The 13,833-nt window shown below is 67.5% G+C and carries 15 protein-coding genes; 13 read left to right on the top strand and 2 right to left on the bottom strand.

From position 1 onward, the window contains the following. The first annotated feature begins 7 nt into the window (after positions 1 to 7). Genes FO044_RS10000 through FO044_RS09975 form a run of 6 tightly spaced genes read left to right on the top strand, consistent with a single transcriptional unit; the run spans position 8 to position 4,913 of the window. Positions 8 to 1,408, top strand: a complete 1,401-nt coding sequence (locus FO044_RS10000) for a vWA domain-containing protein (protein ID WP_132991737.1) — start codon at positions 8 to 10, stop codon at positions 1,406 to 1,408. Between the two features lie 33 nt (positions 1,409 to 1,441). Further along, positions 1,442 to 2,140: a nicotinate-nucleotide adenylyltransferase gene (nadD, locus tag FO044_RS09995; protein WP_132991736.1), complete on the top strand. Its 699-nt coding sequence runs from the start codon at positions 1,442 to 1,444 to the stop codon at positions 2,138 to 2,140. After that, positions 2,137 to 2,556, top strand: coding sequence for a ribosome silencing factor (rsfS, locus tag FO044_RS09990; RefSeq protein WP_143965579.1), 420 nt, complete (start codon positions 2,137 to 2,139; stop codon positions 2,554 to 2,556). The genes nadD and rsfS overlap by 4 nt, the downstream gene beginning before the upstream one ends. Then, positions 2,553 to 3,266: a histidine phosphatase family protein gene (locus FO044_RS09985; RefSeq protein ID WP_143965578.1), complete on the top strand. Its 714-nt coding sequence runs from the start codon at positions 2,553 to 2,555 to the stop codon at positions 3,264 to 3,266. Before rsfS ends, FO044_RS09985 begins: the two co-directional genes overlap by 4 nt. A 41-nt stretch (positions 3,267 to 3,307) precedes the next feature. Then, entirely contained in the window at positions 3,308 to 4,018 is a 711-nt protein-coding gene (octT, locus tag FO044_RS09980; RefSeq protein WP_143965577.1) for a diglucosylglycerate octanoyltransferase, read from the top strand. Positions 4,019 to 4,064: 46 nt separating this feature from the next. After that, positions 4,065 to 4,913: a DegV family protein gene (locus FO044_RS09975; RefSeq protein ID WP_143965576.1), complete on the top strand. Its 849-nt coding sequence runs from the start codon at positions 4,065 to 4,067 to the stop codon at positions 4,911 to 4,913. 129 nt (positions 4,914 to 5,042) lie between these two features. Here the strand turns inward: FO044_RS09975 and FO044_RS09970 are convergent, their stop codons facing one another. Continuing rightward, positions 5,043 to 5,249, bottom strand: a complete 207-nt coding sequence (locus tag FO044_RS09970; RefSeq protein WP_132991731.1) for a cold-shock protein — start codon at positions 5,247 to 5,249, stop codon at positions 5,043 to 5,045. 263 nt (positions 5,250 to 5,512) lie between these two features. Between FO044_RS09970 and FO044_RS09965 the strand changes: the two genes are divergently transcribed. Genes FO044_RS09965 through holA form a run of 3 tightly spaced genes read left to right on the top strand, consistent with a single transcriptional unit; the run spans position 5,513 to position 9,115 of the window. Then, on the top strand, positions 5,513 to 6,634 hold the full coding sequence (locus tag FO044_RS09965; protein WP_143965575.1) for a ComEA family DNA-binding protein: 1,122 nt from the start codon (positions 5,513 to 5,515) through the stop codon (positions 6,632 to 6,634). Beyond that, entirely contained in the window at positions 6,634 to 8,310 is a 1,677-nt protein-coding gene (locus tag FO044_RS09960) for a ComEC/Rec2 family competence protein (protein WP_244945739.1), read from the top strand. The genes FO044_RS09965 and FO044_RS09960 overlap by 1 nt, the downstream gene beginning before the upstream one ends. After that, on the top strand, positions 8,210 to 9,115 hold the full coding sequence (holA, locus tag FO044_RS09955; protein ID WP_244945738.1) for a DNA polymerase III subunit delta: 906 nt from the start codon (positions 8,210 to 8,212) through the stop codon (positions 9,113 to 9,115). Before FO044_RS09960 ends, holA begins: the two co-directional genes overlap by 101 nt. A 134-nt stretch (positions 9,116 to 9,249) precedes the next feature. On the opposite strand, the gene rpsT is transcribed toward holA, so the two are convergent. After that, positions 9,250 to 9,510, bottom strand: a complete 261-nt coding sequence (gene rpsT / locus FO044_RS09950; RefSeq protein ID WP_132991728.1) for a 30S ribosomal protein S20 — start codon at positions 9,508 to 9,510, stop codon at positions 9,250 to 9,252. Between the two features lie 199 nt (positions 9,511 to 9,709). Between rpsT and FO044_RS09945 the strand changes: the two genes are divergently transcribed. The 4 genes from FO044_RS09945 (at position 9,710) to lepA (ending at position 13,831) form a co-directional block, all read left to right on the top strand. Further along, the gene (locus FO044_RS09945; protein WP_143965573.1) at positions 9,710 to 10,816 is read left to right on the top strand and encodes a sulfotransferase family protein; all 1,107 of its coding nucleotides are present in this window, start codon (positions 9,710 to 9,712) and stop codon (positions 10,814 to 10,816) included. After that, positions 10,813 to 11,478, top strand: coding sequence for an alpha/beta hydrolase family protein (locus tag FO044_RS09940; RefSeq protein WP_143965572.1), 666 nt, complete (start codon positions 10,813 to 10,815; stop codon positions 11,476 to 11,478). The genes FO044_RS09945 and FO044_RS09940 overlap by 4 nt, the downstream gene beginning before the upstream one ends. Further along, the gene (locus tag FO044_RS09935; protein ID WP_143965571.1) at positions 11,475 to 11,879 is read left to right on the top strand and encodes a type II toxin-antitoxin system PemK/MazF family toxin; all 405 of its coding nucleotides are present in this window, start codon (positions 11,475 to 11,477) and stop codon (positions 11,877 to 11,879) included. The genes FO044_RS09940 and FO044_RS09935 overlap by 4 nt, the downstream gene beginning before the upstream one ends. Positions 11,880 to 11,977: 98 nt before the next feature. Next, positions 11,978 to 13,831 carry a translation elongation factor 4 gene (lepA, locus tag FO044_RS09930; RefSeq protein ID WP_132991724.1) on the top strand — a complete coding sequence of 618 codons (1,854 nt, stop codon included), beginning with the start codon at positions 11,978 to 11,980 and terminating at the stop codon, positions 13,829 to 13,831. Positions 13,832 to 13,833 lie beyond the last annotated feature (2 nt).

Raw genomic sequence — 13,833 nt, 5'->3', positions numbered from 1 at the left:
CGGCGTCGTGGGTGCGGACACGCTCGTCGACACGCTCACCGGATTCGTCGAGGATCTGCGCGGCCGGGGGATCACGGTCGGGCCCTCGAACCTGATCGACGCGGGGCAGGCGATGACCGTTCTCGATCTGCTCGACCGCGAGTCCCTGCGTGAGGGGCTGGCTGCGACGCTGCTGTCGGACCACACGCACCGCGACACCTTCGACCGCTGCTTCGAACTGTGGTTCCCGCTCGGCAACGCCGCGCGACGGGAAGGCTTCGAGGTACCGCGTGACGATGACGGCGAAGCCGACGTCGAGGCGATGCGCGAGACCATCGCCGACCTCCTGGCCGATCCGGAGGCGATCGCCGACGGCCGGTTCGATCAGATGGTGGCGGTGATCGTCGCCGAGTTCGGACGATACGAGTCGGCGCGCGGTGAGTCGTACTCGGTGTACGAGGCGATGTCGTCGATCTCGCCGCAGACGCTCATCGCGCGTATCGCGGCGGCCATGGCGGGCGATGGGCGCGACGGTGAGCGGCCCGGCACCGATCCGCTGAGCCGGCGGTCGGCCCGGGATGCCACAAACCGCTTGCGGTCGGCCGTCGAGACCGAGACGCAGCGGCGGATGGCCGAGGTTCGCGGGCGCGATGCGGTCGCGTCGTACGCGGTGCCCAAGCTGCCCGAGCACATCGACTTCTTCGCCGCCAACCCGCAGGACATGACCAAGATGCGGCGGACGATCGGTCCGATAGCGAGACTGCTCGCCGCCAAGCTCGAGTTCCGTCGAAGGCGCAATCGGCACGCGGCGGTCGACGTGCGCGCCACCCTGCGAGCTTCGATGTCGACCGGGGGAGTGCCGATCGAACTGCGGCGCCGCAAGCCGCGGCCGGGGAAGCCCGAACTCGTCGTCATCTGCGACGTGTCCGGGTCGGTGTCCGGGTTCAGCCAGTTCACCCTGCAGCTCGTGTACGCGCTGCGGCAGCAGTTCTCGAATGTGCGGATCTTCGCGTTCGTCGACACCGTCGACGAGGTGACCGATTTCTTCGACCGAGGCAACGACGACTCGCAGTTCGGCGAGCGGATGTCGGCCATGCTGTCGAAGGCGCGCGTCAGCACGCGGGACGGGCATTCCGATTACGGACACATGCTGCGCGGCTTCGCTGAGGAGTATCTCGACTCGTTGACGCACCGCGGCGCGTTGCTGATCCTGGGCGATGCCAGGAACAACTTTCGCCCGGCCCACGCCGAATCTCTCGCGAAGATGCGGGATCGTGTCCGCAACGCGTACTGGCTCAATCCCGAGCGCGAGGAGTCGTGGGACTCGGGCGACTCGGCGGCCGGTGTCTACGCGGCCGAGGTGCAGATGTTCGAATGCCGGAACGCCGATCAGCTCTCACGTGTGATCGCGGATCTGTTGCCGGTGTGAGGTAATCGGCAACACCGCGTAAACTCACCGGGCATGTCATCGGATCCAGTCGCCGAAGTCGCCGAAGTCGCCGCAGGGGCCGCCGCGAGTCCCGCGACCCCGCGCCGAATCGGCGTCATGGGCGGCACCTTCGACCCGATCCACAACGGTCACCTGGTGGCGGCCAGCGAGGTCGCCAGCCGGGTGAAGCTCGACGAGGTGGTGTTCGTTCCGACCGGTCGGCCCTGGCAGAAGGAAGGCGAGCACGCCGCCGATCCCTCCCGGAAAGTGAGCCCGGCCGAGCACCGGTATCTGATGACGGTCATCGCCACGGCGTCCAACCCGCAGTTCACGGCCAGTCGTGTCGACATCGAACGCGAAGGCGTCACCTTCACCGTCGACACACTGCGCGATCTGCGCCGGGCCTATCCCGACGACGAGCTGTACTTCATCACCGGCGCCGATGCCCTCGACACCATCCTGAACTGGCATGATTGGGAGGACTTGTTCGAGTTGGCGAACTTCATCGGAGTATCGCGACCCGGATATGAACTCAATGCCACCCATCTGACCGAGCATCTGGCGTCCAAGCCGGCACGATCACTGCAGATGATCGAGATCCCCGCCCTGGCGATCTCGTCGACCGACTGCCGAGACCGAGCCGGGGACGGCCGACCCGTCTGGTACCTCGTACCGGACGGTGTCGTGCAGTACATCGCCAAGCACGGTCTGTACCGAAAGGAACCCCAGTGACCGCCACTGCAGAATCCATCGCGCTGACGACGATCGCCGCGCATGCGGCGGCCGAACAGCTCGCAGCGAACGTCTCCGCCATCGACGTCTCCGACCACTTGGTGATCACGGATGTGTTCCTGGTTGCCTCGGCCGATAACGAACGGCAGGTCAACTCGATCGTCGAGGAGATCGAGGACAAACTGCGCGAGGCCGGGCACCAGCCCCTGCGCCGCGAGGGCACCCGTGAAGGCCGGTGGGCACTCCTGGACTACGGTGCGATCGTCGTTCACGTTCAGCACAACGACGAGCGCGACTTCTACGGTCTCGACCGGCTGTGGAAGGACTGCCCGATCATCGACATCGAGGGTATCGAGCCCGCGGACCGCCCTGATGCAGACTCCGACGACGACGGTATCGTTCCGGCTTCGGAATGAGGGGCGAGCCCGACCCGGGTGATTCGAGCGTCGAACGTCTCACCCCGGTGGTGCGCAGGCTGATCCTGCTCCGGCACGGCCAGACCGAGTACAACGCCGCCCAGCGGATGCAGGGGCAGCTCGATACCGATCTGTCCGAGGTGGGCGTGCGTCAGGCACAGGTCGCCGGCCGGGCGATGGCCACCCGTTCTCCGCTGCTCATCCGCTCGTCGGATCTGCGCCGCGCACACGACACTGCGCTGGCGCTGGCGGCGGTCACCGGGCACGACGTCGAGACGGACGAGCGCCTGCGGGAGACCCATCTGGGCGATTGGCAGGGATTGACGCACACCGAAGTGGACGACTCGATGCCGGGCGCCCGCCGACATTGGCGCGACGACGCCACCTGGCCGCCGCCCAACGGCGAGAGCCGTGTGCAGGTCGCCGCACGGTCCATACCCGTCGTGAGCGAGCTCGTCGCCGAGCTCGAGGACTGGGGACAGGGGGAGAACCCGGATTCGCCAGTGGTGCTCGTCGCGCACGGCGGCGTGATCGCGGCGCTGACCGCGGGTCTGCTCGGGTTGCCCGTGCCGCACTGGCCGGTGTTCGGCGGCCTCGCCAACACCAGCTGGGTCCAGTTGTCGGGTCATTCGGTGTCCGGTGCCGAGACGACATGGCGCTTGGATGTCTGGAATGCGTCCGCCGAATCGGCTGATGCCACGATCGTCTGACACGGATCGCATGACAGGGATGGCGTGAGAGAGGCTGTGCGTTGACGGGTTCGATTCTGGTACTTGGTGATTCGCTGTCGTATTACGACGAGACCGGCGGCCTGCCCGCCGACGATCCGCGGATCTGGCCGAACGTGGTGGGCGAGCGATGCGGCCGTGAGGTGGAGCTGTTCGCGCGCATCGGCTGGACTAGCCGCGATGTGTGGTGGGCGATCACTCAGGATCCCCGGATCTGGGCCGAACTGCCAGATGCCGACGTCGTCGTACTCGCATTCGGCGGCATGGACTCGTTGCCGTCGCCGGTGCCGACCGCGTTGCGCGAGCAGATCCGCTATCTGCGGCCCGCAGGACTGCGCCAGGTGGTGCGGACCGCCTATTCGTGGCTGCAGCCGAAGCTCTCCCCGCTGGGCTGGCCCATGGCACTGCCCCCGCGCATCACCGTCGAGTACTTCGAGAAGATCCGCTTCTCACTGGCGCATCTGCGGCCCGAACTGCCGGTAGTGGTATGCCTGCCGCCGACACACGACAGCCCGTACTACGGGAATGCGCACCCGGGGCGGATCCCGACGACGTCCGCGATCGAGCGATGGGCACGCGAGCACGATCTGCCGACGGTGGCCTTCTACGACGCGACCGCGGACGCGTTCGCCGACGCAGGCACGGAGATGAACCCCGACGGCATCCATTGGGGTCTCGCCGCACACGCGCGGATCGCAGACGCAGTGGAGCCGATCGTGAAGCCACTGCTCTGAGCGACCGGCCGCTGCTCGCCGGACGGCGACCGGCTACCGTAGAGGGGTGCCTGTCGTCATCGTCACCGATTCGTCGTCGCGGTTGCCCATGTCACTGGCGGACAAGTACGGCATCGCGCAGGTCCCGCTGCACGTGACCGTCGCCGACGGCACCGAGTACCTGGAGGGCGTCGACGATATTCCGGCCCACGTCGTCTCCAGCCCGAACACCTCCACATCCGGGGCGAGTCTTGCGGATCTGCGCGCGGCGTATGCGAAGGCGATCGACATAAGCGACGGTGACGGCGTGGTGGCCGTGCACATGTCCAGGCGACTGTCGGGAACGTGGAGCGCCGCACGGCTCGCCTCGGATGCGCTCGACGGCCGGGTTCGCGTGGTCGACGCACGGTCGGTCGGCGTCTCCCTCGGATTGACGACCATCGCGGCCGCGCAGGCCGCTGCAGGCGGAGCCGACTGCGACGGGGTGTACGAGGCAGCTGTGCGCTCCGCTGCGACCGCGGAGTCGTTGATGTGCGTTCAATCGCTCGACAATCTGCGGAACAGCGGCCGACTCAGCGCCGCAGGCAAGCTTTTCGGTTCGGCACTGTCGATCAAACCGATCCTGCACATCTCGGACGGTGTGCTGGCGCTTCGCGAACGGCACCGGACGATGACGAAGGCCCTCGCGAAGATGGTCGATGCGGCGGTCGAGCTCGCGGACGGTGAACCGGTGACCCTCGGTATCCAGCACTGCCAGAATCCGGACCTGGCTGCGGAGGTTCTCGCCATGTTGACTGAGCGTCTCGATGACGTGACCTCAACGCTCACAGTGGATCTGGGCCCGGTCCTCGGCTCTCACGTGGGCCCGGGGGCGGTGGGCGTCGCACTCGCCCACGGCCTGCAGCCGATGGACTGACACTCGCCGCCCGACACCTCGCCACTCGACATCTCGCCACGGAGTTCGGCCTGATCGAGATGCACCTACCCCGGAAAGCACGAATGCCCCGGTGAAAACCGGGGCATTCGCGAAGCTTGAGTGTGTAACTCAGACCGCAACGACGTTCGTAGCCTGGGGGCCCTTGGCGCCCTGCTCGATGTCGAATTCCACTCGCTGCGACTCTTCGAGGTTACGGAAACCCGAACCCGAGATCGAGGAGTAGTGGACGAAGACGTCCCCGGTCTGACTGTCGTCGGGAGAGATGAAGCCGAAGCCCTTCTCGCCGTTGAACCACTTGACGGTTCCTTGTGCCATGTTGCTTTTACTACTTTCTTCAGTGAGCGCAGACCAAAGTCCGGCCTGCGCTCCATTACTCTTTCACACTTTCCGTCGATTTCCTATCCTCCGGAGCGAATTGACCTCGATGACGTACGTGAGGGTTCCGTTCGAGAGGTATGCGGGAGTCTGACGCGGCCGGATGCGCCACGACGGTGGAGAACGGCGAATTCGTCCACAGTTGGACGCAGACCTCGCTCCGATGCGCTCGGTGGCTGAGTGCCGGTCATAGCGTGCGTCTCATGGGGATCGAGTTACGACCGGATCGGCGGGGACCGGGCCAGGAACGGCTGTCACGACTGATGCGGACACCGGAGAAGATCAGCGGCGGAAAGCGGCTCGAACCGCCGGGTTCGTCGCCGGATGGCGACGGGGGCTCAGAGGGGGACTCACCGGTGTCCCGGTGGGGAGAGACCGCGCGGTGGGGCGAGACCGCCCTGCCTGGTTGGTTGGATACCGACACGGGCCGGCGCGCTTGGGACCGGCGCGCGACGCAGTTCGAGTGTCTGGACGACGCACCACCCGCCGACACGGAGGCGGCCGAGGGCGTTGATGCCGACCCCGACCCCTATTCCGGTTCCGATACCGATATCGACGACTGGAGCGAGTCGCGGACCCGGTGGACGATGCTGCCGCCGGCCGCGATCGGCCTCATCCTGATCGGAATCATCGGCTGCGGGTTCGCGGGCTACTCGTTGCTTCGGCATAACGAGCCGACCGCTCCCTTGGTGGCATTCGAGGAGACCGTGCCGTCCAGGGAGTCGGGAGACGCTGCTCCGGAATCGGCACCCGGTGCGGCCGCCTCTGGTGCGTCCAGGAAGGGCCGGTCCGCGCCGATGGAGGTGGTGGTGAGTGTGGTGGGTCTGGTCCGGCGGCCCGGGCTGGTTCGTCTTCCCGCCGACTCGCGGGTGGCCGACGCTCTCGATGCTGCGGGCGGTGCGCGCGACGGTGCCGACACGGTGAGCCTGAACCTCGCGCAATCACTGCGCGACGGTGACCAGGTTCTCGTCGGTCGACGCGGCCGCGATCAGGTGCGCAGCGCGGTCGTGGCGTCCGGCGGAGGGGGAGCGCCCGGAGCCTCGAAGGATCGAGCCTCGAACCACGGAGCCTCGAACCACGGCGGATCGTCCGAAACCGGTGGGACGAGTGGTGCCGGGGGTTCCGGTGCGGCACTGGTGAATCTGAACTCGGCGACCGAGGCCGAACTCGATGCACTGCCCGGTGTGGGGCCGGTGACGGCGACGTCGATCCTCGCCTGGCGGAAGGCCAACGGCAGGTTCGGCTCGGTCGATCAGCTGGCCGACGTCGACGGCATCGGGCCCAGCAAGCTGGCGAAGCTGCGGGACCTCGTCACGGTCGGCTGATGGCCGATCTGCGGCTCGCTGCGCCGGCGGCAGTGTGCTGGGTGGTCACCGCTGCCGGAATGCTCGTGCCGTTAGGTGCTTCGACGGTGATCGTCGCGGTACTGCTCAGTGCAACGGCTGTCGCCGGTTGGTGCGCGCGTGACCGGCGATGGAGGTCCGTCGCAGTCACCGTAGCGGGCATCTGCGGTGTCGGCGCCGCCGCCGGTGTCGTCATCGTGCTGCGATCGTCAGCCGTCGATCACACGCCGCTGACCGAGGCGGTGGGGAACCCGATCGTCGGCGTGACCGTAGCGGGCGATCCGGTCCATCACGCGGGCGGACGTCGGCTCACCGTGCCGGTGGAGGTACACGAGTTGGGAGGAATCGCCCAACGACCGGTCGCCGCCCGCCTGCATGCATCGAGCGGCTCACGGGAGTTGATCCCGGGGCAGCGGTTGGCCGTCCGAGTGCGCGTCGAGGAGGCGGGGGAGCCGGGGCGCGACCGGCTGGTCGCCGCAGAACTGAACGCGGTCGGCGACATGGTGCTCCGCGGCGACGCGCCGTGGTGGCAGCGTGCCGCGGGTCATGTCCGGCTGCGTCTGCGGGACCTCGCTTCCCGAGCGCTTGGCGACCGCGCGGGCGGACTGTTCCCGGGGCTCATCCTCGGCGACACCGGTGGGCTGGATCAGCTCACGCGAGAGAACTTCCGGGCAGCGGGTCTGTCCCATCTGGTCGCGGTGTCCGGGGCGAACCTGGTTCTCACCGTGGGAGCGGTGGTGCTGTGCGTTCGGGCGGTAGGCGCGTCGCCGAAGGCCGTGTTCCTGGTCGGGGCCGTCGCGGTGGTGGGCTTCGTGATCCTGGTTCGTCCGACGGACAGCGTGCTGCGTGCCGCGATCATGGGCTCGGTCGGACTCGCGGCCGGACTGGCGTCGCGTCGGGCGCAGGCGTTGCCCGCTTTAGGCTCCGCGGTGATCGCGGTCCTGCTGTGGTGGCCCGAGATGGCGATCGCACCGGGCTTCGCGCTCTCGGTGGCGGCGACCCTCGGACTCGTGCTCTGGTCCGCACCCATCCGGGTCGCGCTGACCGACCGTCGGTGTCCGGAGTGGGTGGCCACCCTGCTGTCGATGACCATCGCCGCACAGATCCTCACGACGCCGATCGTCATCGCGGTGACCGGGCGGGTGAGCGTGTTCACGGTGCCGGCGAACCTACTGGCGGCACCCGCGGTGCCGCTGATCGGCATCCTGGGCACACTCGCCGCCGCGTGCGCTGCCGTCGGACCGCGGTACGGGCCGGGGGAGGTGATCGCCGAGCTCCTCACGCGGGCTGCGGGACCGGCGGTGCGCTGGCTGATCGGGGTCGCCGACCGGCTGGGTGGACCGGGGTGGGTGTGGCCCGAGGTACCCGGACCGGCGGTCGCGGCTGTCCTGGTGGTGACCGGTGCGGGAGTGGGGGTGCTCCGGACTCGCCGTGGGCGGGGCGCGGACGCCGGACCAGTGCGTGGCGCGAGGGGTGTCGCACTCTTCTGGAAGGATGGGGCGCGTGAGCGATCGGCTGTTTCTCCTTCTCGGCGACGACGACTACCTGACTGGTCGCGTGATCTCGCGGATCAGCGTGGAGCGCAGTCGGGCGGCGGGTGTCGACGTACCCGTGACCCGGGTGCGCGCAGGCGAGGTGACCGCCCCCGAGCTCGCTGAGCTCCTGAGCCCGTCGTTGTTCGCCGACGAGCGGATCGTGGTCGTCGAATCGGCCGATGCGGCCGGTAAGGAACCCGCCGGACTCATCATCGGGACCGCGAAGTCGATTCCCGAGGGAATCAGCCTCGTCATCGTGCACAGCGGCGGCGGTAGGCAGAAGTCGATGGTCGGCGAGCTGAAGAAGGCGGGAGCGCAGGAGTTCGGGTGCGTCGCGCCCAAGTGGCCCAACGAACTCGCTGACTTCGTGCGTTCCGAGTTCCGTGAGCTCGGAGTGCGGGCGAATCCGGAAGTGGTCGAACTCGTCACGGAGATGGTCGGATCCGATCTGCGTGAACTGGCGGCGGCGTGCAGGCAGCTGGTCTCCGATACCGACGGCAAGGTCGACGCAGACGCGGTGCGGACCTATTACACCGGACGACCCGAGGTGACCGGGTTCCAGATCGCCGACCAGGCGGTGACCGGCGACCTCGCGGGAGCGATGGAGTCGCTGGCCTGGGCACAGCACCACGGGACCGCCCGCGTCCTCCTCGCCGATGCGCTCGCCGAGGCGGTGTTCGGCATCGCACGTGTGCGCTCGATGGGCGGCGCGGACAAGTACACGATCTCCTCGGAACTCGGGATTCCGCCGGGCCGGGTCGGCAAGCTCCAAGGGCAGGCGCGGGCGTGGGATTCCGCATCGATAGGTAAGGCGATCGTCGTCGTCGCCGATCTCAACGCCGAGGTGAAAGGGCAAGCGGCCGACCCTGACTACGCGGTCGAGCACGCGGTTGCGACCGTCGCGCAACTCCGGCCCCGTCGCCGCTGATTGCAGAGGACAGCTCGGTCCTCCCCGCCGTATACGCGAAACCACCCCGATGGCCGCGTGGAACGCCATCGGGGTGGTTTCGCGTATGAAGTTCGTGCGGGACGGACCCGCGGCGGACCGTGGTCCGCGTCTCGTCAGAGCTTGTTGACCGCGAGAGCCATGGCCGACTTCTTGTTGGCGGCCTGGTTCTTGTGGATGACGCCCTTCGAGGCGGCCTTGTCGAGCTGCTTGCTCGTGGTGAGGAGGAGCTCGCCGGCCTTGTCCTTGTCGCCCGCGTCAACGGTGGAGCGGAAGCGGCGGATCGCGGTACGCAGAGCCGACTTGACCGCCTGGTTGCGCTGACGAGCCTCTTCGTTGGTCTTGTTCCGCTTGATCTGCGACTTGATGTTTGCCACGCGAGTTCCTTCGTGTTGTTTCTTCCAGCCCGTTGAGGGCCGTTGATTCTGGTCTTGGGCAGCGATCCGCGACCGCACAGGTCGGCGTCACTTGCAACAGCGGTCAACGATACCAGCGCCCCAGTTTCCACCCAAATCACGGTGACGCGCAGGTTCACCTCGACGGCGGGCCCGGGTGCGCGGCCCCTACGCTGGGGGCATGTCTATCGTTTACGTCCACGTAGGCCTGCCCAAGACCGGTACCACTCACCTGCAAGGCAGATTGTGGCGGAATCGGAACCACGCGATGTCTGCCGGTCTGCTGTACCCGGGCATCGCGATGGACGATCATTTCCACGCTGCGGCGCATCTTCAGCCGGACCGGTACCTCGACTGGGCCGCGCCGGAGCACGCGGACAAGTGGCCCGCGATGGTGGCCCAGATGAAGGCGTGGCCGGAGCGGTCACTGGTGTCGCACGAACTGTTCGCGAACGCCGGCCCGGAGCACATCCGCAAGCTCGTCGACGACCTGTCGTTCGCCGACGAGGTTCACGCAGTGCTCACCGTGCGCGACCTCGGCCGGCAGGTGCCGTCGGTCTGGCAGGAGAACGTCAAGAATCAGCGTCGTGCGACTCTCGAGGAGTTCGTAGAGTCCATCGCCGGGGGGCCGGACGGTCCCGGTGAGGAGCCGTTCTGGGAGTTCCAGGACTACGAGCGGACCCTCGCGGACTGGGCGAGCATCGTCGGCCGTGACCGCGTCCACGTGGTGACCGTCCCGGCGAGGGGGACGGCCGAGCCGGGGGACGGTCTGTGGGAGCGGTTCCTCCGGGTCCTCGAGGTGGACCCGGCCGTCCTGCCAGCGCCGCCGGTCAACGACAACACGTCGCTCTCGGCGACGCAGACCGAGTTCCTCAGATTGCTCAACACGCGGCTGCAGCCCGAGGACGTGCAGTGGTATCGCTACCAGCGATTCGTGAAGCACACGCTGATCAACGAGGTGATGTCGCAGGTCGACGGTGGGCGGTCGATCGGGCTCGACCCGCGGCAACGCGAGTGGGCGGCGCAGCGGTCGGACGAGATGATCGAGGCGATCACCGCGGGCGGTTATCGGGTGGTCGGTTCGGTCGACGACCTCAGGGTCAGCACCGAGAACGACGGCGCCTACGCCGAGGTGACGTCGCAGGAGGCGTTCGACGCCGCGCTCGACGCGCTCGCGCAGTGGGTCAAGGCGACCGAAGTGCCGAAGAACAGGATCGCGGTGCGCACTCGCGTCGGCAACGTGGTGCGGGCCGCCCGCCGCAAGAAGGCAGCGCTGAGTCGCCGGTGAGCGAGTTCACCGTCGACTCCGGCGGCGTTGCCGCAGATGTCGTGGTCCCCGCGGATTCGCGAGGCCTCGTCATTCTCGCCCACGGGGCGGGCAGTGACCGGACCTCGGTGCTGCTGGCCGCGGTCGGCGACGCGCTCGTCGGCGTCGGCGTGGCCGTCGCCCGCATCGATCTTCCGTACCGGCAGCAGAGGCCGAAGGGGCCGCCTTCCCCGTCGCGTGCGGGCGCCGATCGCGACGGGATCCGGGCGGCGGTCGAGGCACTGCGCCGCTACGCCGCGGACGGACCGCTGATCATCGGCGGCCAATCGTACGGAGGCAGGCAGGCATCGATGGCCTGCGCCGAGGATCCCGGGCTCACTGACGGGTTGCTCCTCACGTCGTACCCGCTGCACCCGCCGGGCAAGCCCGAGAAGGCGCGGACCGAGCATCTGCCGGACATCGTGGCCCCGACCCTGATCGTGCACGGACGCAGCGACGCATTCGGATCGTCGGCGGAGTTCGCCGAGGCGATCACGCTGTTCGGCGGGCCGGTGCGACTGCTGGAGATCGACAAAGCCGACCACAGCCTGAAACCGGCGCGCAGCGGTGTCGGAGACGCGACCGCGGGCGCCGTGGACGACTGGTTGCTGCCGCGGGCCGACGACTTCGGACGAAGCCGATGAGCGGGGCGCCCGGACATCCGAGCGGTGACTACGCACGGCGGATCGTGTACGCGCCCGACCTGGACGGTGCCGCCGACCCCGGCGAGATCGTGTGGACCTGGGTGCCCTTCGAGGAAGACGCGACACAGGGCAAGGACCGGCCGGTGCTGGTGGTGGGCCGGGAAGGCGATCGGCACCTGCTCGGTCTGATGCTGTCGAGCAAGGACTATCACCGCGGTGATGTCGACTGGCGTTCCATCGGTTCCGGCAGTTGGGACCGCGAGAATCGGGAGAGTTTCGTGCGCCTGGACCGTGTGCTCCGCGTCGAAGAGCACGGCATCCGGAGGGAGGGTGCGATCTGCAGCCGCGAATCATTCGACGCGGTGGCAGCGGACCTGCGAGAGCGGTTCGGCTGGAGCTGATCGAGCCGGTGGAACTCGACGAATCGTTCCCTGCGGCATCGTCGTGCGAAACTGGAGGGTGATCTGCGCCGGGGCGACCCGGCCCCGCCCGCCAAGGAGTGAGTGAGATTCCCAGCTTCGCCGACACGACGTTCACTGATCCTGCCAAGATCAGGAACTTCTGCATCATCGCGCACATCGACCACGGAAAGTCGACGCTCGCTGACCGCATGCTGCAGTTGACCGGTGTGGTCGAGGAACGCAAGATGCGCGCCCAGTATCTCGACCGCATGGACATCGAGCGCGAGCGCGGCATCACGATCAAGGCGCAGAACGTTCGTCTCCCGTGGCGCAAGGACGACCAAGAGTACGTCCTGCACCTCATCGACACGCCCGGCCATGTGGACTTCACCTACGAGGTCTCGCGAGCGCTCGAGGCCTGCGAGGGCGCGATTCTCCTGGTCGACGCCGCGCAGGGCATCGAGGCGCAGACGCTCGCCAACCTGTATCTCGCGATGGAGAACGACCTCGAGATCATCCCGGTCCTCAACAAGATCGACCTGCCTGCTGCCGATCCGGACAAGTACGCCGCCGAGATCGCCCACATCATCGGCTGCGAACCCGACGAGGTGCTGCGCGTGTCCGGTAAGACCGGGGCGGGCGTCGCCGAACTGATCGATTCGGTGATCGACAAGGTCCCGGCGCCGGTCGGCGACGCGGACGCGCCGGCCCGGGCGATGATCTTCGACTCGGTGTACGACACCTACCGCGGCGTCGTCACCTACGTCCGTGTGGTCGACGGCCGGATCGTCCCGCGCGAGAAGATCCAGATGATGTCGACCGGCGCGACACACGAGTTGCTCGAGGTCGGCATCGTCTCCCCGGAACCGAAGGTCAGCAAAGGACTCGGCGTCGGTGAGGTCGGCTACCTGATCACCGGTGTGAAGGACGTTCGGCAGTCGAAGGTCGGCGACACCGTCACGTTCGCCCGAAACGGAGCCCAGGAACCCCTCACCGGTTACCGCGAACCGCGCCCGATGGTCTATTCGGGCCTGTACCCGGTGGACGGCTCGGACTATCCGGTGCTGCGCGAGGCGCTGGAGAAACTGCAGCTCAACGACGCCGCGCTCACCTTCGAGCCGGAGACGTCCGTGGCGCTCGGCTTCGGTTTCCGGTGCGGGTTCCTCGGATTGCTGCACATGGAGATCACGCGTGAGCGACTCGAGCGCGAGTTCAACCTGAACCTCATCTCGACTGCGCCCAACGTGGTCTACGGAGTGACCATGGAGGACGGCAGCGAGCAAGTCGTCACCAACCCGTCGGACTGGCCGACCGGCAAGACCCGCAGCGTTCACGAGCCCATCGTCAAGATGACGGTCATCGCGCCGAGCGAGTTCATCGGCGCGATCATGGAGCTGTGCCAGGCGCGGCGCGGTGACCTCGGCGGCATGGATTACCTCTCCGAGAGTCGTGTGGAACTGCGGTACACCCTGCCGCTGGCCGAGATCATCTTCGACTTCTTCGACGCCCTCAAGTCGCGCACCCGCGGCTATGCGAGCCTCGACTACGAGGAGGTCGGCGAGCAGGAGGCCGATCTGGTGAAGGTCGACATCCTGCTGCAGGGGGAGGCTGTCGACGCCTTCAGTGCGATCGTCCACAAGGATGCGGCGTACGGCTACGGCAACAAGATGACGAACAAACTCAAGGAACTGATCCCACGGCAGCAGTTCGAGGTGCCGATCCAGGCTGCGGTCGGGTCGAAGATCATTGCGCGCGAGAACATCCGGGCGATCCGCAAGGACGTGCTCGCCAAGTGCTACGGCGGCGACATCAGCCGTAAGCGCAAACTGCTCGAGAAGCAGAAGGAGGGCAAGAAGCGCATGAAGACCATCGGTCGCGTGGAGGTTCCCCAGGAGGCGTTCGTCGCCGCGCTCTCGACCGAGTCGGCGAGCGACAAGCCGAAGGGCAAGTAACC

It is taken from the genome of Gordonia zhaorongruii, from assembly GCF_007559005.1.
Taxonomy (GTDB): domain Bacteria; phylum Actinomycetota; class Actinomycetes; order Mycobacteriales; family Mycobacteriaceae; genus Gordonia; species Gordonia zhaorongruii.
Note: the sequence above shows the minus strand (reverse complement) of the source record. Positions and strands in the feature narration are given on the sequence as shown.

What these genes read in the sequence shown, in the direction of transcription:
- FO044_RS09945 (WP_143965573.1), top strand. Translation starts at nt 9,710, where the DNA reads ATGTCTATCGTTTACGTCCACGTAGGCCTGCCCAAGACCGGTACCACT.
- FO044_RS09970 (WP_132991731.1), bottom strand. Translation starts at nt 5,249, where the DNA reads ATGGCACAAGGAACCGTCAAGTGGTTCAACGGCGAGAAGGGCTTCGGC.
- FO044_RS09935 (WP_143965571.1), top strand. Translation starts at nt 11,475, where the DNA reads ATGAGCGGGGCGCCCGGACATCCGAGCGGTGACTACGCACGGCGGATC.
- FO044_RS09985 (WP_143965578.1), top strand. Translation starts at nt 2,553, where the DNA reads ATGAGGGGCGAGCCCGACCCGGGTGATTCGAGCGTCGAACGTCTCACC.
- FO044_RS09965 (WP_143965575.1), top strand. Translation starts at nt 5,513, where the DNA reads ATGGGGATCGAGTTACGACCGGATCGGCGGGGACCGGGCCAGGAACGG.
- nadD (WP_132991736.1), top strand. Translation starts at nt 1,442, where the DNA reads ATGTCATCGGATCCAGTCGCCGAAGTCGCCGAAGTCGCCGCAGGGGCC.
- FO044_RS09960 (WP_244945739.1), top strand. Translation starts at nt 6,634, where the DNA reads ATGGCCGATCTGCGGCTCGCTGCGCCGGCGGCAGTGTGCTGGGTGGTC.